This is a genomic window from Georgenia satyanarayanai (genome assembly GCF_900116375.1).
Taxonomy (GTDB): Bacteria; Actinomycetota; Actinomycetes; order Actinomycetales; family Actinomycetaceae; genus Oceanitalea; species Oceanitalea nanhaiensis.
In genome coordinates, this window is the sequence record NZ_UETB01000011.1 from 1 (window position 1) to 18,084 (window position 18,084).

At 73.9% G+C, this 18,084-nt stretch carries 21 protein-coding genes; 12 read left to right on the top strand and 9 right to left on the bottom strand.

Annotated features, from left to right (window positions below; translation table 11 throughout):
* Positions 1 to 217: 217 nt before the first annotated feature.
* Genes DSZ44_RS13180 through DSZ44_RS13190 form a run of 3 tightly spaced genes read left to right on the top strand, consistent with a single transcriptional unit; the run spans position 218 to position 4,695 of the window.
* Positions 218 to 1,138: an SDR family oxidoreductase gene (locus DSZ44_RS13180; RefSeq protein WP_110853102.1), complete on the top strand. Its 921-nt coding sequence runs from the start codon at positions 218 to 220 to the stop codon at positions 1,136 to 1,138.
* A complete protein-coding gene (locus DSZ44_RS13185) occupies positions 1,135 to 3,465 on the top strand; it encodes a glycoside hydrolase family 65 protein (RefSeq protein WP_110853103.1) in 2,331 nt (776 codons plus the stop codon). Before DSZ44_RS13180 ends, DSZ44_RS13185 begins: the two co-directional genes overlap by 4 nt.
* A 24-nt stretch (positions 3,466 to 3,489) precedes the next feature.
* Positions 3,490 to 4,695 (top strand): MFS transporter, encoded by a 1,206-nt coding sequence (locus DSZ44_RS13190; protein WP_110853104.1) that lies wholly within the window; start codon positions 3,490 to 3,492, stop codon positions 4,693 to 4,695.
* A gap of 9 nt (positions 4,696 to 4,704) precedes the next feature.
* Here DSZ44_RS13190 and DSZ44_RS13195 read toward each other — a convergent pair whose 3' ends face one another.
* Positions 4,705 to 5,427, bottom strand: coding sequence for a GAF and ANTAR domain-containing protein (locus DSZ44_RS13195; RefSeq protein ID WP_110853105.1), 723 nt, complete (start codon positions 5,425 to 5,427; stop codon positions 4,705 to 4,707).
* 321 nt (positions 5,428 to 5,748) lie between these two features.
* On the opposite strand from DSZ44_RS13195, the gene DSZ44_RS13200 reads away from it, so the two are divergent.
* From DSZ44_RS13200 to DSZ44_RS13210, 3 genes are all read left to right on the top strand, one after another.
* Positions 5,749 to 6,051, top strand: a complete 303-nt coding sequence (locus tag DSZ44_RS13200) for an STAS domain-containing protein (RefSeq protein WP_110853106.1) — start codon at positions 5,749 to 5,751, stop codon at positions 6,049 to 6,051.
* Positions 6,052 to 6,150: 99 nt separating this feature from the next.
* Entirely contained in the window at positions 6,151 to 6,588 is a 438-nt protein-coding gene (locus DSZ44_RS13205; RefSeq protein WP_110853107.1) for an ATP-binding protein, read from the top strand.
* 66 nt (positions 6,589 to 6,654) lie between these two features.
* Positions 6,655 to 7,146: a pyridoxamine 5'-phosphate oxidase family protein gene (locus tag DSZ44_RS13210; RefSeq protein WP_110853108.1), complete on the top strand. Its 492-nt coding sequence runs from the start codon at positions 6,655 to 6,657 to the stop codon at positions 7,144 to 7,146.
* 4 nt (positions 7,147 to 7,150) lie between these two features.
* Here DSZ44_RS13210 and DSZ44_RS13215 read toward each other — a convergent pair whose 3' ends face one another.
* On the bottom strand, positions 7,151 to 7,507 hold the full coding sequence (locus DSZ44_RS13215) for a VOC family protein (protein WP_110853109.1): 357 nt from the start codon (positions 7,505 to 7,507) through the stop codon (positions 7,151 to 7,153).
* 90 nt (positions 7,508 to 7,597) lie between these two features.
* On the opposite strand from DSZ44_RS13215, the gene DSZ44_RS13220 reads away from it, so the two are divergent.
* From DSZ44_RS13220 to DSZ44_RS13235, 4 genes are all read left to right on the top strand, one after another.
* A complete protein-coding gene (locus DSZ44_RS13220; RefSeq protein WP_110853110.1) occupies positions 7,598 to 8,140 on the top strand; it encodes a hypothetical protein in 543 nt (180 codons plus the stop codon).
* On the top strand, positions 8,137 to 8,688 hold the full coding sequence (locus tag DSZ44_RS13225) for a hypothetical protein (protein WP_110853111.1): 552 nt from the start codon (positions 8,137 to 8,139) through the stop codon (positions 8,686 to 8,688). Before DSZ44_RS13220 ends, DSZ44_RS13225 begins: the two co-directional genes overlap by 4 nt.
* Positions 8,682 to 9,230, top strand: coding sequence for a DUF1697 domain-containing protein (locus DSZ44_RS13230; protein WP_258369498.1), 549 nt, complete (start codon positions 8,682 to 8,684; stop codon positions 9,228 to 9,230). The genes DSZ44_RS13225 and DSZ44_RS13230 overlap by 7 nt, the downstream gene beginning before the upstream one ends.
* A gap of 92 nt (positions 9,231 to 9,322) precedes the next feature.
* Positions 9,323 to 9,520: a DUF1918 domain-containing protein gene (locus tag DSZ44_RS13235; protein ID WP_110853112.1), complete on the top strand. Its 198-nt coding sequence runs from the start codon at positions 9,323 to 9,325 to the stop codon at positions 9,518 to 9,520.
* A gap of 33 nt (positions 9,521 to 9,553) precedes the next feature.
* Here DSZ44_RS13235 and DSZ44_RS13240 read toward each other — a convergent pair whose 3' ends face one another.
* The 3 genes from DSZ44_RS13240 to DSZ44_RS13250 are packed head-to-tail and all read right to left on the bottom strand — an operon-like array spanning position 9,554 to position 12,253.
* On the bottom strand, positions 9,554 to 10,384 hold the full coding sequence (locus DSZ44_RS13240) for an ABC transporter permease (protein ID WP_258369499.1): 831 nt from the start codon (positions 10,382 to 10,384) through the stop codon (positions 9,554 to 9,556).
* Position 10,385: 1 nt separating this feature from the next.
* The gene (locus DSZ44_RS13245) at positions 10,386 to 11,423 is read right to left on the bottom strand and encodes an aliphatic sulfonate ABC transporter substrate-binding protein (RefSeq protein WP_110853114.1); all 1,038 of its coding nucleotides are present in this window, start codon (positions 11,421 to 11,423) and stop codon (positions 10,386 to 10,388) included.
* A gap of 26 nt (positions 11,424 to 11,449) precedes the next feature.
* The gene (locus DSZ44_RS13250) at positions 11,450 to 12,253 is read right to left on the bottom strand and encodes an ABC transporter ATP-binding protein (protein ID WP_110853115.1); all 804 of its coding nucleotides are present in this window, start codon (positions 12,251 to 12,253) and stop codon (positions 11,450 to 11,452) included.
* Positions 12,254 to 12,444: 191 nt separating this feature from the next.
* Here DSZ44_RS13250 and DSZ44_RS13255 point away from each other — a divergent pair, with 191 nt between their 5' ends.
* Positions 12,445 to 12,936: a GrpB family protein gene (locus DSZ44_RS13255; RefSeq protein WP_181424643.1), complete on the top strand. Its 492-nt coding sequence runs from the start codon at positions 12,445 to 12,447 to the stop codon at positions 12,934 to 12,936.
* On the opposite strand, the gene DSZ44_RS13260 is transcribed toward DSZ44_RS13255, so the two are convergent.
* Entirely contained in the window at positions 12,937 to 13,683 is a 747-nt protein-coding gene (locus DSZ44_RS13260; RefSeq protein ID WP_110853117.1) for a DinB family protein, read from the bottom strand.
* Between the two features lie 100 nt (positions 13,684 to 13,783).
* On the opposite strand from DSZ44_RS13260, the gene DSZ44_RS13265 reads away from it, so the two are divergent.
* Positions 13,784 to 14,218: an NUDIX hydrolase gene (locus DSZ44_RS13265; protein WP_110853118.1), complete on the top strand. Its 435-nt coding sequence runs from the start codon at positions 13,784 to 13,786 to the stop codon at positions 14,216 to 14,218.
* 4 nt (positions 14,219 to 14,222) lie between these two features.
* On the opposite strand, the gene DSZ44_RS13270 is transcribed toward DSZ44_RS13265, so the two are convergent.
* The 3 genes from DSZ44_RS13270 to DSZ44_RS13280 all read right to left on the bottom strand — a co-directional run bounded on the left by DSZ44_RS13270 (position 14,223) and on the right by DSZ44_RS13280 (position 18,071).
* Entirely contained in the window at positions 14,223 to 15,620 is a 1,398-nt protein-coding gene (locus DSZ44_RS13270; RefSeq protein WP_110853119.1) for an APC family permease, read from the bottom strand.
* 112 nt (positions 15,621 to 15,732) lie between these two features.
* The gene (locus DSZ44_RS13275; protein ID WP_110853120.1) at positions 15,733 to 17,043 is read right to left on the bottom strand and encodes an alkaline phosphatase; all 1,311 of its coding nucleotides are present in this window, start codon (positions 17,041 to 17,043) and stop codon (positions 15,733 to 15,735) included.
* 134 nt (positions 17,044 to 17,177) lie between these two features.
* Complete coding sequence (locus DSZ44_RS13280; RefSeq protein ID WP_146237556.1) at positions 17,178 to 18,071, bottom strand: hypothetical protein; 894 nt, start codon at positions 18,069 to 18,071, stop codon at positions 17,178 to 17,180.
* Positions 18,072 to 18,084: the final 13 nt, after the last annotated feature.

Genomic DNA, 18,084 nt, shown 5'->3' on the forward strand with positions numbered 1-18,084 from the left:
CTCCACCATCGAGCGCGGCAAACGCCGCGACGACGACCTCGCCCACCGCTACCGCCAATGGCTCCTCGCCGCTTGACAGACCATAGGAGCATCATTCGAGCCCCGCCCCGGGACCGCCGACGGCCCCGGGGCGGCGTCGGCCGTCCACCGGATGCGACCTCGCCGCCCCCTCCGCAGACTTGGACGGGCCACGTCAGACGCAGCGAAGGAGACACCCATGGCCTCCGAGGACGCCGACACCACCCGCACCGACCAGCTCACCTTCCAGAACCCCGTCACCCGCTACCCGGAGGTCACGCCTCCGGAGCAGGAGCAGCCGGAGCCGGGCCTGCAGGCCGACATGACGCCGCAGCCGGACATCGGTGAGCACTCCTACCGCGGCACCGGCCGGCTGGTGGGGCGCAAGGCCCTCGTCACCGGCGGTGACTCCGGCATCGGTGCGGCCGTGGCGGTCGCGTTCGCCCGCGAGGGCGCAGACGTCGCGATCAACTACCTCCCCGACGAGGAGGAGGACGCGCAGCACGTCGCCCGCATCATCACCGACAGCGGCCGCACCGCGGTCCTCATCCCCGGGGACCTCACCGAGGCGACCGTGTGCAGCGACATCGTCGAGCGCACGGTCAGCGAGCTCGGTGGCCTCGACATCCTCGTCAACAACGCGGCCAAGCAGGTCGCCAACGAGAGTCTGGAGGAGACCCCGGACGAGCAGATCGTGGAGACCTTCGAGGCCAACATCCTCGCGATGTTCCGGGTGACGAAGGCGGCGCTGCGACACCTGCAGCCCGGCTCCACGATCATCAACACGACCTCGGTCGTGGCCTACCAGCCGCCGCCGCCGCTCATCGACTACGCCTCGACGAAGGCGGCGATCAACACGTTCTCCAAGGGGCTGGCCCAGGAGCTCGCCCCCAAGGGCATCCGCGTCAACGCGGTGGCGCCGGGGCCGATCTGGACGCCGCTGCAGCCCTCCCACGGCCAGCCGACCGAGGACCTGCCCGAGTTCGGCAAGAGCACACCGCTCGGCCGCGCCGGCCAGCCGACGGAGCTCGCTCCCGCCTACGTCTTCCTCGCCTCGGCGGAGTCGAGCTACGTCATCGGGGAGACGCTCGCCGTCACCGGCGGCATGCCGACCCCGTGACCGCGCCGCACCTCGAGGTCCACCCGTGGGAGGTCCGCGAACCGCGCGTGGACCCGGAGAGGTTCGGCGCCGCCGAGGCGCTGTTCAGCCTGTCCAACGGGTACCTCGGGGTGCGGGGCACGCTCGACGAGGCCGACCCGTGCGTCTCGCGGGCCTCCTTCCTCTCGGGGGTCTTCGAGACCCACCCCCTCGCCTACCCCGAGGGCGGCTACGGGCACCCGGAGGAGGGGCAGGCGATCGTCGCCGTCGCCGACGGCACCCCGCTGCGGCTCACCGTCGACGGCGCCGCGCTCGACGTCCGGGAGATCGAGCCCGAGGTGCACGAGCGCCGTCTCGACCTGCGCGCCGGCACCCTCGACCGCGTGCTGCGGTGGCGAGCGCCGTCGGGGACGACGCTCGAGCTGCGCACCCGCCGGCTCGTCTCCCTCACCGAGCGCTCAGTCCTCGCCGTCCGGTACGAGCTGCGTGCGCTGGACGGGCCGGCCCACGTCGTCGTGCGCTCCGAGCTCACCCTCGGGACGTGTCCTCCGGAGATCCACAGCGACGACCCCCGCGTCTCCGAGGCCCTCGAGCACCCGTTCGAGGTGCTCACGGCGCAGGCCGCCGAGCGCGGCGGGAGCCTCGCGCTGCGCACCCGCCGCACCGGGATCGGCGTCGCCGCGGCCGTGGAGCACGACGTCGACGGCGCCACGACGGTCGAGTCCGAGGCGGGCGAGGACCGGGTCGTCATGACGGTCGTCGCGGACCTCGCACCAGGCCGGGACCTGCGGCTCACCAAGACCGTGGGGTACACGTGGGCCCACGACATGCCGGCCGACTCCCTCGTCGAGCGGGCGGTGGCCGCCGTCCGCGCCGGTGAGGAGCTGGGCTGGGACGGCCTGCTCACCGGGCAGCGCCGCGCCCTGGACGACTTCTGGGCCAGGGCCGACGTCGAGGTGGACGGGGACCCCGAGCTCCAGCAGGCGCTGCGGTACGACCTGTTCCAGCTGCACTGCTCCTCGGCGCGGATCTCCCACGCACCCGTGGGAGCCAAGGGCCTCACCGGCGCCGGCTACAACGGGCACACCTTCTGGGACATCGAGGGCTTCGTGCTGCCGGTCCTCTCGCTGCTCGTGCCGGACGCCGCCGCGGAGGTGCTCCGCTGGCGCGCCTCCACGCTCGACGCCGCCCGGCAGCGTGCGGCCGTCCTCGACTGGCAGGGTGCCACCTTCGCGTGGCGCACGATCGACGGTCACGAGACCTCCGCCTACTGGCCGGCGAGCACCGCCGCCGTCCACGTCAACGCCGCGGTCTCGCGCGCGTTCTGGGTGCACTCCAACGTCACCGGGCGGTCGCTGGACGAGGTGGGCGGCCGGGAGGTGCTCGTCGAGACCGCGCGCCTGTGGATGTCGATCGGGCACGAGGGCGCCGACGGCGGCTGGCACCTCCTCGGGGTGACCGGACCGGACGAGTACACCGGCGTCGTCGACGACAACGTCTTCACCAACCTCATGGCCCGCCGCAACCTCATCCGCGCCGCCGAGGCCTGCGAGTCCGCCCCCGAGCGGGCGCGCGAGCTCGGCGTCACCGAGGAGGAGGTGCGCTCCTGGCGCGCCGCCGCCGATGCCGTGCACGTCCCGTGGGACGAGCACCGCGGCGTCCATCCGGCCAACGCGGGGTTCACCACCTACCGGGAGTGGCGCTTCGCCGACAAGCGCGACTCCTACCCGGTGGAGAAGCACCACCACTACGCAAAGTTCTACCGCCGCCAGGTGGTCAAGCAGGCCGACCTCGAGCTGGCGCTGTGGTGGTGCCGCGAGGACTTCACCGACGAGGAGGCCGCCGCGGACCTCGAGTACTACGAGGCCCGCACGGTGCGCGACTCCTCGCTGTCCGCGTCCGCCCAGGCCGTCGCCTGCGCGGTGGCCGAGCACCCGGACCTCGCCCTGAGCTACCTGCGCGAGGCCGCCCTCGTGGACCTCCGGGACATCCAGGAGGACACCGCCGAGGGCCTCCACCTGGCCTCGATGGGCGGCTCGTGGCTCGCGCTCGCCGCCGGCCTCGGTGGCCTGCGTGAGATCGGGGAGGAGCTCGAGCTCGCCCCGCTCCTGCCAGCGCGCCTGACCCGCACCTGCTTCCACGTCACCTGGCGCGGGTCGCTCCTGCGGGTGGAGACGACGACGGGCGGCACCACCCTCAGCGTCCTGGACGGTCCCGCGCCGGTCGCCGTCGTCGTCGACGGCGTGCGGCACGAGGTCGGGGGGAAGCCGGTGACGGTCCCGCTGCGCGACCCCGCCCCGCTGCGCACCGAACCCACCCAGCCCGAGGGCCGCGCACCGGGCGTCTGAGCCCGGGGCGATACTGGCGGGGACATGTCCCCACAGACCTCACCTCGCCCCGCCCTGCCCCGCGAGATCTGGGTGCTCGCGGGCGCCGCCCTCCTCATCGCCCTCGGCTACGGCCTCGTCGCTCCGGTCCTGCCGCAGTTCGCGCGCTCGTTCGACGTGTCCGTCGCGGCCGCCTCCTTCGTCGTCTCCGCCTTCTCGCTGTGCCGGCTGCTCTTCGCGCCGGCGGGCGGCGCCCTCATCGCCCGTCTCGGGGAGCGGCGCATCTACCTCTCGGGGCTGCTCGTCGTCGCGCTCTCCAGCGTGGCGACCGCGTTGGCGCAGGACTACGTCCAGCTGCTCATCTTCCGCGGGCTCGGCGGCATCGGGTCGACCATGTTCACCGTCTCGGCGATGGGCCTCATCGTCCGGCTCGCCCCGCCGACGGCGCGCGGGCGCGCGTCCTCGCTGTACGCGACGGCCTTCCTCCTCGGCAACATCGGCGGCCCGGTGGTCGGCGGGCTCCTCGCCGAGCTCGGGCTGCGGGTGCCCTTCGTGGTGTACGCCGTCGCGCTCGTCCTCGCCGCCGGGGTCGTGTGGCGGCTGCTGCCCGAGACGGGCGCGCGGGGCGCGGCCAGGACCGGCGACGCGCCGGCGCAGCCGCCGATGCTCTTCGGGGAGGCGCTGCGCGACAGCGCCTTCCGGGCCGCGCTCGTGTCGGGCTTCGCCAACGGCTGGTCGAACTTCGGGGTGCGCGTCGCGCTGCTGCCGCTCTTCGCGGCGGCGGCGCTGGACGCCGGCCCGTGGGCAGCCGGCGCGGCGCTGGCCGTCTTCGCGGTCGGCAACGCCCTGGCGCTCAACGTCGCCGGCCGCCAGGCCGATGTCAGAGGCCGCCGTCCGCTCGTCATGGCCGGCCTCGTCGTCAACGGCGTCTTCACCGCCGTCCTCGGGCTGTCGGGAAACATCGTCGTCGTGCTCGTCGTCTCCGCACTCGCGGGTGTCGGCGCCGGCCTGCTCAACCCGGCCCAGCAGGCCACGGTGGCCGACGTCGTCGGCAACGAGCGCAGCGGCGGGAAGGTGCTTGCCGGCTTCCAGATGGCCCAGGACGCCGGGGCGATCCTCGGTCCGGTGCTCGCCGGCGCGCTCGCGGACCGCTTCGGCTACGACGTCGCGTTCGCGGTCTCGGGCGCCATCACGCTCCTCGCCGGGCTCGCCTGGCTCGGCGCGCGCGAGACGCTCGCCGGACGGCGGTAGGTCCCGGCGTCAGCCCTTGCCGGACGATCCGCGGCTCACGGCGGTGACGATCTCCTGGGCGACGGTGCGGAGCTTGACGTTGCGGTGCTGCGAGGCGGTCCGCAGGATCGCGAAGGCCTCCTCGGCGTCGCAGCGGTTCTGCCCCATGACGACGCCGATGGCCTGGTCGATGACCGCCCGGGAGGTCAGCGCCGCCTGAAGCTGGGCGCTGAGCTCCGCGTGCCGGGCGAGCCGCACCGCCATGGTCAGCGCGCGCGACGCCTCGTCGGCGAAGCGCCGCCCCACCTCGAGCTGCTGAGCCCCGAAGGCATGAGTGTGGTTGGCGTAGAGGTTGAGGGCGCCCACCGCATCCTCCCCGCCGTGCAGCGGCAGCGACAGCGCCGACCGCACCCCCAGGGCGAGAGCGTGCGCGCGGTAGTCGCCGAACCGCTCGTCCTGCGCGAGGTCCTCGATGACGAGCACCTCGCCGGTCCGCATCGAGGCCAGGCACGGTCCCTCGTCGTGGCCGTACTGGACCTCGTCGTAGCGGGCCGCGTCCGCGTCGCTGCTGGCCACCGTCATCGGGTGACCGTCGCGCGCGAGGGTGATGCCGGCGGAGACCTCGGCCGGGATCGTGGCGGCGGCGACGTCGACGAGCTGCTTGAGGAAGTTCTCCACGTCCTCGGTGGCGAGCAGGAGGTCCTGCAGGCTGTCGGCGATGTTCTGGCGGGCGGACACGTCGGTCACGGCCATCACTGGGCAATCTCGGGAGACAGAGTCCCGCACTCACGTACAGCGAAGGCGGCACACCGCGACGTGGCGTGCTCGAAGGGTCTCCGACCCTGCCATCGTCGCACGGATGGGACGCGCGCGGCGGGGATCGCAGGGTGGACGGCGCCGGGCTCCGGCCCTACGCTGGGCCGTGGTTAGGACCATAGCCACAGCGCAGCGCTGCCACGGGTACGGTCGACCTCCCGTGGGCCCCTCGTCGTCGCCCTGCCGGAGGTCCTCACCGTGGCACTCGATCCTCGCGGACTCCCGCGCGCCGATGGACCCGCCCTCGACGTCCGTCCCATGAGCGACCCCGCGGACGCGGAGGTGCGCCTCGCCGTCGTCGGCGAGATCGACCTCTCGACGGTCCCGGTCCTCGAGGCGGCTCTGAGCCCGCTCATCGCCGAGGGCGCGACCCGAATCGCCCTGGACCTCAGCGGGGTGACCTTCTGCGACGTGTCCGGGCTCAACCGGCTGCTGGCCACGCGCAGGACGCTGGACGGCCTCGGTAGCGAGCTCGTGCTCCACGGTCCCTGCCCCTCACTGCAGCTCCTCCTCGACGTCCTCGACCCGGCTCTCGAGCTGGCGCCACCGCTGACGCACTGACCTGCGGCGCGCGGGGACGGCGTCCCTGACGTAGCGTGTCGCGGGCACGGCCCGGCCGGCGGACGCCGGACCGATGACCGCCTCAGACAAGGGGTGCACATGGCCGACCCCCACGGCCCGCGCCCGACGGCGACCCCGCCAGCGGACGCGGGTCCCTCACTTGGATCCTGGACGCTCACGGACGCCCGGGAGCTCGGTGTACTGCGACGCTCGGCCACCGCGGCGCTGCACCCGGCACCGCGTGAGGAGGCGGCGCAGCGGCTCCTGCTGGTCCTCTCCGAGCTGGCCACCAACGCCCTGAAGTACGGGTCCCAGCCGGTCACCGTGTCCCTCCACGCCGCGAACGGGGGCTGGCTCCTCGACGTGAGGGACGGGAACTGGCGCACCCCGCCGGGGCACCGCGCACGCGACGACGGGCGCCCCGGCGGCTACGGCCTGCGCATCCTCGACACCGTGACCACCGCCTGGGGGTGGTACCCCGGCCCGGACGACGGCGTCAAGCACGTGTGGGCCGTCGTGCCGGCGGCGGGCGCGTGACCGAGAGCGCTGACGACAGCCGGTAGCGCGCGCTACCCTCCGTGCCACCACGGAGAGGAGTCACCGATGAGGGAGACCGCCGACGAGGTCGCCGCGATGCAGGCGCTCATGGACGCGTCCTACGCCCGTAGCACGAGCCACCTGCGGGAGATCGTCAGCGGGCCACGCCGGCTCACCGCCGAGCAGGTGCTCGCCGAGCTCGTCGGGATGAAGGTGCTCACTCTCGCCACCGTGACGGCGGCCGGGGAGCCGCGGCTGAGCGCCGTCGACGGCCACCTCCTCCACGGCAGCTGGACCTTCGGGACGGACGGCCGTGCCGCGAAGGCCACGCACCTGGCGGCACGACCCGCGGTCAGTGCCGCGCACGTGGACGGGGAACGGCTCGGCGTCTTCTGCCACGGCCGCGCGGTCCGCCTGACGCCGGCCGACCCGCTGTGGACGGAGACCATCGAGCACTGGACCGCCCACTACGGCCCCGACCCGACAACGTGGGGCGCCGACGTGCGGATGTTCCGGGTGGAGCCGACGTGGCTCGTCGGCTACGGGACCGTGGCGTAGGCCCTCACACGTGGTCGGCGGCGGCCACGCAGAACTGGTTGCCCTGCGGGTCGGCCAGCGTCACCCAGCGAAAGCTCTCGTCGCCTCGCCGCGCCACGAGGGTGGCTCCGGCCCCGAGCAACCGGTCCACCTCGGCGTCGAGGTCCTCGGCGGTGAGGTCGAGGTGGATGCGGTTCTTCCCCGGGGTGGGGTCCTCGATCTTCTGGAAAGCCAGCAGCACCGGCAGCGAGCCGCCCGCCACCATGACGAACCAGCCGTCGTTGCGCTCGACCACCTCACCGCCGGTCTGCTCCGCCCACCAGGTGGCCAGGGAGTCGGCGTCGGTCGTGTCGAAGGTCACCATGCTCAGGGTCATCGCCATACCGGGACCGTAGTGCGGCGGCCCGGGTCCGTCAGCCCCCGTGGCACCGTTCACCGGATGACCACGGGGTGACGGGTCTACTGTGCGGCCATGACGACGACGGCGGAGAGCCGCGACCCCGTGCGCTCAGGGCGGGCACGGCGACGTCTCCTCGTCGTGCTGCCGGTGGTCGCGCTCGTCCTCGGTGCCGCGCTGTGGTGGTGGAGCCACCCGCGGGCGTTCCTGGGGCCGGGCAACAGCATGTCCATGCTGGGTGAGCCCGGGCGCTCGGTGTTCATGGGGCTCGACCACGCTCCCCAGGACTCCCGGGTCGACCTCGTCGACGTGCGCCCCAGGGTCGTCTCCGACGACACCTCGGCCCAGGTGACGGTCCACGTCTGCCGTATCGCCGACCCCCACCTGGCGGTGGGCAACGCCTACGACCACGTCGACGACATCTGCGCGTCGCTGCGCGAGCCCACCGGCCCGCTCGAGCCACTCGACCAGATCGTCGTCGAGGTCGTCCCGCAGCGGGAGGGTGAGATCGTCATCGACGGGCTCGACGTTTTCTACCGCACGGGTGCGCAGCGGGGGACGCAGTGGTCGGGGATGCACGCTACCGTCGAGGTCGGGCCTCCCGGGACGACGCCGTGACGACGACGGCGGAGCGGCCCGCACCGTGGCGGACCGGCCGGGCGTGGCGGCGCTTCCTCGTCCTGCTGCCGGTGGTCGCGCTCATCCTCGGTGCCGCGCTGTGGTGGTGGAGCCACCCGCGTGCCTTCGAGGGCTACGGTGCGGGACTCGGTGCCGTGACCGAGGTGGGCGAAGCGAGGTACTTCGGCCTCGGTCACCCGCCGCGCGGCCTCGAGATCCTCGAGGTGCGCCCGCTCGTGGTCCCCGGCAGCGTGGACGCCACGGTAGCCGCCGTGGTGTGCGTCGGTACGGGGGACAAGGGCGGCGTGGGCGCCGGTGACAGCGAGATGGTCGCCGAGGGCTGCCTCTCGGTGCGTGAGCCGGCTGGCCCTCTCACCCCTGACGACCAGCTCCTCGTCGAGGTCCGTGGTGCGTCCGAGGGAACCGTTGTCGTCGACGGCGTCGCGGTCACCTACCGCGACGGCGTGCGACGCGGGACGGAGGTGCTCGACTTCGACATCACCGTCGGAGTCGGCCTCGGGATCGCGATCGAGGACCTGGCGTGGTGACCGGCTACGCGGCCCTCCTGCGCGGCATCATGCCGTCCAACCCGGCGATGAGGAACGAGCGGCTGCGCGCGGTCTTCGAGGAGCTCGGCCTCGAGCGGGTCGCCTCCGTCCTGGCGAGCGGGAACATCGTGTTCCACGCCCCCGCGCAGGACACCGCCGCCCTGGAGGAGCGCATCCAGGACGCCCTGCACGAGAGGCTCGGCATCCCCGGAGGGACGCTCGTGCGGACCGGCGACGAGCTGCGCGCCCTCCTGGACTCCGACCCGTTCCCGGGCCTCACCCACGGGCGGGGCAGCTACCTCACGGTCGTCTTCCTCAAGAACCGGCCCGCCGCCCCCGTGGTCCTGCCGGAGGACCCCGACCCCCGCACGCGCGTCGTCGGCTACGACGCCGTCGCCCGCGCGTTCCTCGCCGTCATCGACAACAGCGACCCGGGAAGGACCCCGGACTTCATGGCGTGGGTGGGCCGGACGTACGGCAAGGAGGTGACCGTCCGCACCTGGCTCACGGTCCAGCGGGTCGCCGGGAGGCTCGAGGCCTGAGGTGGGGTCTTCCCGTCGGGCGTCGGCCGGGCCACGATGGGACCAGGACCGGCGAGGTGGCCGGCCCGCTCACGAGGAGGGAGGTGAGAGCCATGTCCGCTGCTCCTGGGGACCGTGTCGTCGTCCGCTCCCAGCGCGGAGCGGACCGGGACGGGGAGGTGGTCGACGTGCAGGGCCAGGACGGGGGTCCCCCGTACGTCGTGCGCTGGACGCGAACCGGCGAGGAGTCGCTGTTCTTCCCCGGGCCCGGCACGGTGATCGAGCCCGCCGCGCGCGAGAGCGCGGGCTGAGCCGGGTGGCCCGGCGCCGTCGGCGCCGGGCCACTACCAGCGGCTCGCCAGGCGCCGCTCGACGAGCCCGAGCAGGCTGTCGGTCACCTTGCCGAGCACCGCCAGCGCGATGATCGCGAGGAGGATCCGGTCGACCCGGCCGTTGTTCTGCGAGTCGGTGAGGAGGAAGCCCAGGCCCATCGAGGACGCGATGAGCTCGGCGGCGACGAGGAAGAGCCACGCCTGTGCCAGCGCCAGGCGCAGCCCGGCGGCCACCGACGGCGTCACCGCGGGCAGCTGTACCCGCGTGAGCAGGCCGACGCCGCGGTACCCGTAGGCGCGTCCCACCTCGACGAGGTGCGGGTCGACGTGCCGCAGCGCGGAGGCCACCGTGGTGTACACGGGGAAGAACGCACCGATGGCGATGAGGGTGACCTTGGAGTCCTCGTTGATGCCGAGCCACAGGATGAGGAGCGGCACCCACGCCAGCGACGGGACGGCGCGGACCGCGCCGACGGTCCCCGCCAGCAGCGTGTCGGCCCAGCGGGACAGGCCGACCAGGGCCCCCACGGCCAGCCCGGCCACCGCCCCGACGGCGAACCCGAGGAGCACCCGCTGGGTCGAGATCGCCACGTGCGTCCACAGCGTCCCGTCGGCCGCGAGCTCCGTCCCCGCCGCCCACACCGCCGCGGGCGAGGGCAGCTGGTAGGAGGCGAAGACGCCGGTGACGGCGGTGAGGAGGTGCCACAGGCCGAGGATCACGAGCGGGACGGCGACGACGGCGAGGGGGCGCCAGCGTGAGGGTGCCCTTTCCGCGGGGGTGGGCTCCGCCGCCGTCTCTGCGTCGTGGGGCGTGGTGGCCCGCGGGAGGGTGAGGGCGGCCATGTCAGGACCCGCCCTCGGTGATGGTCGTGGCATCGGCCGCGCGCGCCCACGTGTCGTCGATGAGTGTCTCGAGCGCCTCGTCGATCTCCTCCTGGGTCGACACGTCGCGGGTCTCGACGAAGATCGGCCCGACCACCTCGAGGACGGCGCGCTGCGCGTCGCCGGGGACGGCGTCGATGCCGAGGTTCGTGCGCTCGAGGACCACCTTCTCGGCGACCGCCGGCTCGATGCCCGCCACCTCGGCGAGGATCTCGACCGTCTCCTCGGGGTTCTCCGCCGCCCACTCGCGCGCCTTCTCGTAGGCGTCGACGACGACCTGCGCGAGGTCCGGGGACTCGCTGAGGAAGTCCTCCGTGGCGTTGAGGAAGCCGTAGGTGTTGAAGTCGACGTTCCGGTAGATCAGCTGCGAACCGGCGTTGATCTCCGTGTCCGCCATGATCGGGTCCAGGCCCGCCCACGCGTCGACGGAGCCGTTCTCCAGGGCCACGCGGCCGTCGGCGTGCTGGAGGTTCTGCACCTCGACGTCGTCGATGTCGACGCCGTGCTCCTCCAGGCTCTGGACGAGGAAGAAGTAGGGGTCGGTGCCGCGGGTGGCCGCGACCGAGCGGCCGGCCAGGTCCTCCACCGAGTCGATGTCCGAGCCCTCGGGGACGACGATCGCCGACCACTCCGGCTGGTCGTAGAGCGCGATCGTGTGGATCGGGGCGCCGTTCGCCCGGGCGAGCAGCGCGGCCGAGCCGGCCGTCGAGCCCACGTCCACGGCACCCGAGCGCAGCAGCTCGTTGGCCTTGTTCGAGCCGGCGGACTGCACCCACTCGACCGTGACGTCCGGGCCCAGGGTGGCCTCGAGCCAGCCCTGCTCGCGGACGATGAGGCTCAGCGGGTTGTAGGTGGCGAAGTCGACGGTGAGGGTGTCGGCGCTCCAGGCGCCCTCCCCGCCGTCGTCGTCGGCGACGGCGGAGCCCTCGCCGGCCACGCAGCCGGACAGGAGGAGAGCGCCGACGGCGGTGAGCGCGGCGTACGTGGGGGTGCGGGTCATGGGCGTGCCTTCCGGGTGGGGTGGGCTCAGGCGTGGTGGGTGTCGACGCCGAGGCCGTCGAGCAGCTCGGCGCGCAGCCGGGCGAGCTCGGCGTCGGCGCGGTCGCGCGGACGGGCGCCGGGGACGTCGACGACGGTCTGGACCGTGCTCGCCCCGCCCGGGCCCGGCCCGAGGAGGACGACGCGGTCGGCCAGGTAGAGGGCCTCCTCCACGTCGTGGGTCACGAGGAGCACGGTGGTGGGCTCGGCGGCGTGGAGCTCGAGGAGCAGGTCCTGCATGTTGAGGCGGGTGAGGGCGTCCAGGGCGCCGAACGGCTCGTCGAGGAGCAGCACCCCGGGACGGCGCGCGAGGGCACGGGCCAGGGAGGCGCGCTGGGCCATCCCGCCGGACACCTGGCGCGGGCGGTCCTCGGCGCGGTCGCCGAGACCGACGAGGGCGAGGAGCTCGGCCACCCGCTCGGCCCCCGTCGCCCGGTCGGTGCCCCGGGGCAGCCCCAGGGCCACGTTCTGGCGCAGGCTGCGCCAGGGCAGCAGGCGGGGCTCCTGGAAGGCGAAGGCGCAGCGCGGGTCCGCCCCGCGGACCGGCTCGCCGGCGATGGTGATCCGGCCGTCCGTGGGGGAGTCCAGGCCGCACACCTGGCGCAGCAGCGTGGACTTCCCGCAGCCGGAGGCGCCGAGGAGGGCGACGATCTCCCCCGCACCGACAGCCAGGTCGATCCCGGTGAGGACCGTGCGGGGCGCCTGGCCCGCGCGCCGCGGCGCGAAGGTGCGGGCGACGCCGGCCAGCTCGACGGCGTGGGCGGGGTGCTCACGGACGGCGGTGATGCTCATGGGGACTCCTCAGGGGTGGACGGCTCGACGCTAGGAGCGGGCGTGGTGGGCGACAACGGCCGGGACCGGGCCGTCCCACAGTCCGGTATGCCGGAACGCTTCGTCTCACTCCTCGGCCGGTTGGCGGCCCGCGCCGCGCGGACGCCTCGCTGCCGGGAGGGGACCGGCGGGCGAGGTGCGAGGATTGCCGCGTGGACGAGCAGCAGACGGTGCGGCTGGTGCCGAGCCGGCACGAGGAGTGGCACCTGCGGTACACCGGGATGGCCGGCCGCCTCGCGGTGCTGCTCCCCGGCGCCCACGTCGAGCACATCGGCTCCACCGCGGTGCCCGGCCTGCCGGCCAAGGACGTCGTCGACGTCCTCGTGGGGGTGGACGCCGCGGACGTGGTGGAGGCGGCGCACCGGCTCCGGGCGGCGGGCCTCGACCTCGAGGGCGAACGGGCCCACCACTGCTGGCTCAGTGCCCCCGACCGGCGCTCGCGCGACTACGTCGTCCACGTCGTCGAGCACGGTGGTCGGCCGTGGACCAGGCGGCTCGCCTTCCGGGACCTGCTGCGACGCGATGCCGACGCGCGCGGGCGCTACCTCCGGGTCAAGGAGGCCGCCGCGCGGGAGTCCCAGGGCTGGGACGACTACACGCAGGCCAAGTCGCCGGTGGTCGCCGAGCTGCTCGGCGAGGCGTAGTCAGCCGAGCGCGTCGAGGTCCCGCACGGCGTAGCGGTGGTGCTCCCACTCCTCCTCGAGGACCGTGCGCAGGCACGAGAGCACCGTCTCCTCGTGGTCCGGGGCGTGCGGGTTCCTCCGCGGTGCGGCGAGGTCGGTCGCGGTGACGCCGTCGAGGTACGCGCGCACCCGCGCCTGCCGGTCGGCACGCGCCCCGAGGACCTCCTCGAGGGAGGGCGTTCCGGTGGAGAACTCCGAGCCGTCGTACGCGGCCGTGCCAGCGCCGTCGTCGTCGTCCGGCAGGCCGACGGGGTGGAAAGGCTGGGCCTCCTCGAGGACCGCCCTGCCGAGCCACAGGTCGGTGACCATGACGAGGTGCCGCAGGGTCTGGGCGACGGACCACTCGCCGTCGACCGCCCGGTCGACCGTGCCGGCGGGCATCGCGGCCGCCCTCGCGACGGTGGCCGCCCAGGTTCCCTCCAGGGCCGTCCACGCGCGGCGCAGCCCCTCCGGGTCCGTCGCCCTCCGCAGCTCACGCCCGGGGAAGCGGCGGTCGAGCGCGGCGTCGACCAGCGGCACGACGTCGACGCCGTTGACGACGAGCGTGCCACCCTCCTCGAGCAGCCACGGCGAGTCGACCTCCATCCCCGCCACGTCGCTGCCGCGCACGACGACGCCGCTCAGGTCGCAGCCGACGAAGCGCGACCCCCGCAGGCTCCGGCCGCGGAAGGTGCGTCCGCGCAGGCTCTCGGGCTCGGTGGCCTCCATCCGCCCACCCTGGCACGCGAGCACGCTCACCGGTAGTGCCCGCGGCCTCGCCGGCCCTGCTCACGAGACGGTCCCAGCGAGGGCGCCGTACAGTCACCGCGTGCACTTCACCGAGTACGACACCCGCCTGGCCGCCTACGCGGTCCTCGTCAACGAGGCCGACGAGATCCTGCTGACCTGGTTCAACGGCGGGGACGGCGGACGGCCGAGCTGGTCGCTCCCGGGCGGCGGCGTCGAGTACGACGAGGCCGTCGAGGACGCGGTGGTGCGCGAGGCGTACGAGGAGACCGGCTACGACGTCGAGCTCGGACAGCTCCTGGCGATCGACCACCACACGGCACCGGCCGGTGGGCCCTTCGCCCGCCCCTACCGGTCCCAGCGGCTCCTCTTCCACGCCCGCGTCGTCGGCGGGCGGCTGGGCACCACCGAGGTGGGCGGGACGACCGACTTCGCGCGCTGGGTGCCGCTCGCCGACTTCCCCCTCCGGGAGCGGACGGCCGACATCGTCGAGCTCGCGGTGCGGCGCCTGCGCTGAGCGGTCAGTCCCCGGCGGCGCCGGGCTCGAGCGGCGGGCGTCCCCGCCGGTAGAAGGCCCAGGTGAGCAGCCACAGCACGAGGCCGATCGCGATGAGCCCACCGGCGATCTGGTACTCGATCGGGTCCTGCGCCCAGGGACCCACGAGGAAGGCGCAGGTGAGGGCGCCGACGTAGGGCAGCACCTTGGGCGCGTGGAAGTGGTCGCGCTCCACCGGCCGCCGCCGCAGCACGATCGCCGCGACGTTGACCACGGCGAACACCGCCAGCAGGAGCAGCGCCGTCGTGCCGCCGAGGGCGGTGATGGTCTCCTCCCCGGCGACCTGGGTGACGCCCCAGACGAGCCCGAAGGTGAGGAGCGTGGTGAAGACGATCGCCGCCCACGGCGAGCGACGGCCGGGCAGCACCCTGCCGAGGAACGGCGGCAGCACCTCGTGCTGGGCCATCCCGTAGACGAGGCGGCTGGCCATCATGAGGTTGATGAGCGCGGTGTTGGCCACGGCGAAGATCGACAGGAACGGGTAGATCACGTCGACCGGGAGGCCCGGGGCGCCGCGGCGGACCACCTCGAGCAGCGGCGTCGTGCTGTCGGCGAGCTCACCCACGGGCACGACCGCGACGGCGGTGATCGACACGAGCACGTAGATGGCCGCCGTGAGGGTCAGGCCCGTGAGCATGACCCGCGGGAAGATGCGGACGGGGTCCTTGGTCTCCTCGGCCATGTTGACCGAGTCCTCGAAGCCGACCATCGAGAAGAAGGCGAGCGCCGTCGCGGACGTGAGGGCCAGGAGCACGGTCTTGTCCTCGCTCGTCTCGAAGACCGTCGCGCGGCCGAGGTCGACGTTGCCCTGCGACATCGCCCAGAAGCCGATGAGGATGACGATGAGGAGGCCGGTGAGCTCGATGAGCGTGAGGACGACGTTGAAGGCGAGGGACTCGGCCACGCCCCGGAGGTTGATGAGGGCGAGCAGGGTGATGAAGGCCAGCGCGATCATCGTGACGGCACCCGGCCCCCAGTCCAGGTCGAAGCCGATGATGACGTTCTCCGCGAGGAACTTCGCCGCGGTCGACGCGGACGTCAGGCCCGAGCTGAGCACCGCGAAGGTGACGAGGAAGGTGAGGACGTGCACGCCGAAGGCCTTGTGCGTGTAGAGCGCCGCACCGGCCGCCTGCGGGTACTTCGTCACGAGCTCCAGGTAGGAGAACGCGGTGACGGTGGCGACGGCGAAGGCGAGCAGGACCGCGGCCCAGCCCGCGCCGCCCACCTCGCCGGCGACCTCGCCGGTGAGGGCGTAGACGCCCGTGCCGAGGATGTCGCCGACGATGAAGAGGAGCAGCAGCTTCGGGCCGATGGCCCGCTTGAGGTCCGGCTCGGTCCCGGCCGACGACGTCGAGGTGGTCATCCCAGTCCCTTCGGGGCTCGGGCACGTCCCCTCCGGACGGCTCGTGCGGGAAGAGTCGTCCTCGCCACCCGGCCCCGCAACCCGAGGGTGCGGGGCCGGGCGGACCGGGCCGTCAGCGGCGGCCCAGCCGCATGGCCCGGAGAACGAGGTCGTGGATGTCGGTGTTGTCCCGCACGCCGACCATCGCGTCGGCGCCCGGGCCCTCGGCGCTCGCCGGGGTGGCCGCGCCGGTGTGCCCGCCGGTGGTCCAGTCGACGGTGAAGGTGAGGTCGGTGCCGGCGAGGGTGAAGGGCCCTTCCTCGGCCTGCTCGCCCTCGCCCGACTCGTCGGCGTCGTCGACGAGCTCGATCGCCAACCCGCCGGTCTCGTGGTCCCCGACGACGACGACGAGCGTGTCCCGGTGGCGGGCGGCGAAGTCGCGGGCCAGGGCGACGGTCTCGTCCAGTGCCTGGCCGGAGTCGATCACCTCCTGGGCGTGCCCGTGGTGAGCCATCTCGTCGATGCCCTCCTCCTCGACGACGAGGAAGAAGCCGTCACGGTCCCGCGACAGGATGTCCAGGGCCTTGTCCGCCATGTCCCGCAGCGGCACGGACGGCTCGTAGAGCGGGGACGCCGGGCCGACGTGCTCGAACATCTCCTCGTTCGCGAACAGCCCGAGCAGCCGGCCCCGGTCCGGGGCGTCCGCGAGCTCCTCGGCGGTGCTGACGTACCGGTAGCGCAGCTCCTGGGCACGCTCCACGAGGTTGCCGGCCGTGCCCTTGCTGGCCTCGGTCGGGTCGGTCGGCGGGTTGTCGGGCCACCGGCCCTCGTCCCCGGCCGGGTACCACCAGTCCTCGCCACCGCCGAGGATGACCTCCACCCCGGTCTCCTCCAGGTACTGCCGGGCGATCTCGCTCTGGTTGCCCCGGTCGGCCACGTGCGCCCCGAAAGACGCGGGCGTGGCGTCGGTGACCTGGGAGGTGGTGACCAGGCCGGTCGACTTCCCCGCCCGCTCCGCCCGCTCGAGCAGCGTCCGGACCGGGTCGCCGTCGAGGTCGACGGCGATGGCCCCGTTGTAGGACCGCACGCCGGTGGAGAAGGCGGTCGCGCCGGCCGCGGAGTCGGTGACGACCTCCTCGGGGTCGGCCGGGTCGGTCTGCGTCCAGCCCTGGTAGCGCAGCTGGTTCATCTCCAGGTCGCCCTCCCGACCGACGGTGGCGAGCCGGATGAGCTCGCGGTGGGCGATGCCCATGCCGTCACCGACGATGACGATGACGTTCTTCGCGCGGCCACGGTCGTGGTCGCGGCCGCGCTCGTGGTGCCGGTCGTCGCGGTCGGGCCCGCCCCGGGCGTTGTCGCCCCAGCCCGGAAGACCGGCCCCCACGCCGCCTGCCAGGACCAGGGCCAGTGCCGTGCCGGCCAGTCTGGTGCTTCGTGTACGCATCGTTGCCACACCCCCGGAGTCGCACCGCTCTCACGGTCACGCCCCCAGTGGTCATGACCGGGGCGGCTCCGTGGCCACCGTACGCCCGGCCCGGCGACCGCGCAGGTGCGGCGACCGGGGCCGCGGGCAGGGCCTCAGGGGCAGCCGTGGCCCTCGTCGAGGCGCACGAGCAGCCAGTCCGTCTGCGGTGAGGACGCGACCATCTCGGGCGCCCCCTCACCACCGAGCGGGTACAACGTCAGCTCGGTGCCGTCGGCGACGTCCCACGGCGCCTCACCGTCGGCAGGTCGCCACAGCGACCCGTCGAGCGGACCGAGGACAGGGGTGTCGCACGCGGGGTCGGCGCGGTAGACGTACCGGACGGCCCGGTCCCCGGGAAGGTCGTCCCCGTCCGCGACGAGCGGCTCCGCCGGGCCGGCCAGAGCCGGGTCGGGACGGAGCTGCTCGACGGTGGCGGTGCTGCCGGGGGCCGTGAGGCCGACGTCCACGAGGGTGCGTTCCTCCGGCTCGCCCGGGTACGGGTCGCGCGCCTCGAGCTGGATGTGGAACGGTCCGTCCGGCAGCACGTCCCGGGCCACGGCAACGACGAAGGCGTGCGGGTTCGCGTCGTCGGGGCAGGCGTCCGGCTCCCCCGGGAGCGTGAGCTCGGCGTGGAGAAGATCGTCCGCGACGACGACGCCGTCCAGGCGGACCGGGCACCCGGAGCCGTAGACGGCGCCGAACCACACGGCGATCTCCCGCTCCCAGTCCACCTCGGCCGGGTCATCGTCCAGGCCGGCCGTCCGCCACAGCGCGTCCAGCTGGTCGTCGGTGGTGGCGACGCCCGTCCGGTAGGGCTCGCCCGTGAGGCCCTCCCCGAGCAGGCGCCACCCCTCGCCCGCCGTCGGCTGCTCCACCGCCGCCGTCGCAGGTCCGCTCGGAGAGGTGCTGCGCCCGGGCTCCGTGCCGCCGACCGAGCCGCACCCGCCCAGCAGCAGCAGGCCGGCCAGCAGCACGGCCGCTGCCTCACGTCGTCGTGACCTCCGCACCCGCGCCACCTCC

Excerpts from the sequence above, each read along its gene's own strand:
- DSZ44_RS13180 (WP_110853102.1), top strand. The coding sequence starts at position 218 with ATGGCCTCCGAGGACGCCGACACCACCCGCACCGACCAGCTCACCTTC.
- DSZ44_RS13190 (WP_110853104.1), top strand. The coding sequence starts at position 3,490 with ATGTCCCCACAGACCTCACCTCGCCCCGCCCTGCCCCGCGAGATCTGG.
- DSZ44_RS13195 (WP_110853105.1), bottom strand. The coding sequence starts at position 5,427 with ATGGCCGTGACCGACGTGTCCGCCCGCCAGAACATCGCCGACAGCCTG.
- DSZ44_RS13200 (WP_110853106.1), top strand. The coding sequence starts at position 5,749 with ATGAGCGACCCCGCGGACGCGGAGGTGCGCCTCGCCGTCGTCGGCGAG.
- DSZ44_RS13205 (WP_110853107.1), top strand. The coding sequence starts at position 6,151 with ATGGCCGACCCCCACGGCCCGCGCCCGACGGCGACCCCGCCAGCGGAC.
- DSZ44_RS13210 (WP_110853108.1), top strand. The coding sequence starts at position 6,655 with ATGAGGGAGACCGCCGACGAGGTCGCCGCGATGCAGGCGCTCATGGAC.
- DSZ44_RS13215 (WP_110853109.1), bottom strand. The coding sequence starts at position 7,507 with ATGGCGATGACCCTGAGCATGGTGACCTTCGACACGACCGACGCCGAC.
- DSZ44_RS13220 (WP_110853110.1), top strand. The coding sequence starts at position 7,598 with ATGACGACGACGGCGGAGAGCCGCGACCCCGTGCGCTCAGGGCGGGCA.
- DSZ44_RS13235 (WP_110853112.1), top strand. The coding sequence starts at position 9,323 with ATGTCCGCTGCTCCTGGGGACCGTGTCGTCGTCCGCTCCCAGCGCGGA.
- DSZ44_RS13240 (WP_258369499.1), bottom strand. The coding sequence starts at position 10,384 with ATGGCCGCCCTCACCCTCCCGCGGGCCACCACGCCCCACGACGCAGAG.
- DSZ44_RS13245 (WP_110853114.1), bottom strand. The coding sequence starts at position 11,423 with ATGACCCGCACCCCCACGTACGCCGCGCTCACCGCCGTCGGCGCTCTC.
- DSZ44_RS13250 (WP_110853115.1), bottom strand. The coding sequence starts at position 12,253 with ATGAGCATCACCGCCGTCCGTGAGCACCCCGCCCACGCCGTCGAGCTG.
- DSZ44_RS13260 (WP_110853117.1), bottom strand. The coding sequence starts at position 13,683 with ATGGAGGCCACCGAGCCCGAGAGCCTGCGCGGACGCACCTTCCGCGGC.
- DSZ44_RS13270 (WP_110853119.1), bottom strand. The coding sequence starts at position 15,620 with ATGACCACCTCGACGTCGTCGGCCGGGACCGAGCCGGACCTCAAGCGG.
- DSZ44_RS13275 (WP_110853120.1), bottom strand. The coding sequence starts at position 17,043 with ATGCGTACACGAAGCACCAGACTGGCCGGCACGGCACTGGCCCTGGTC.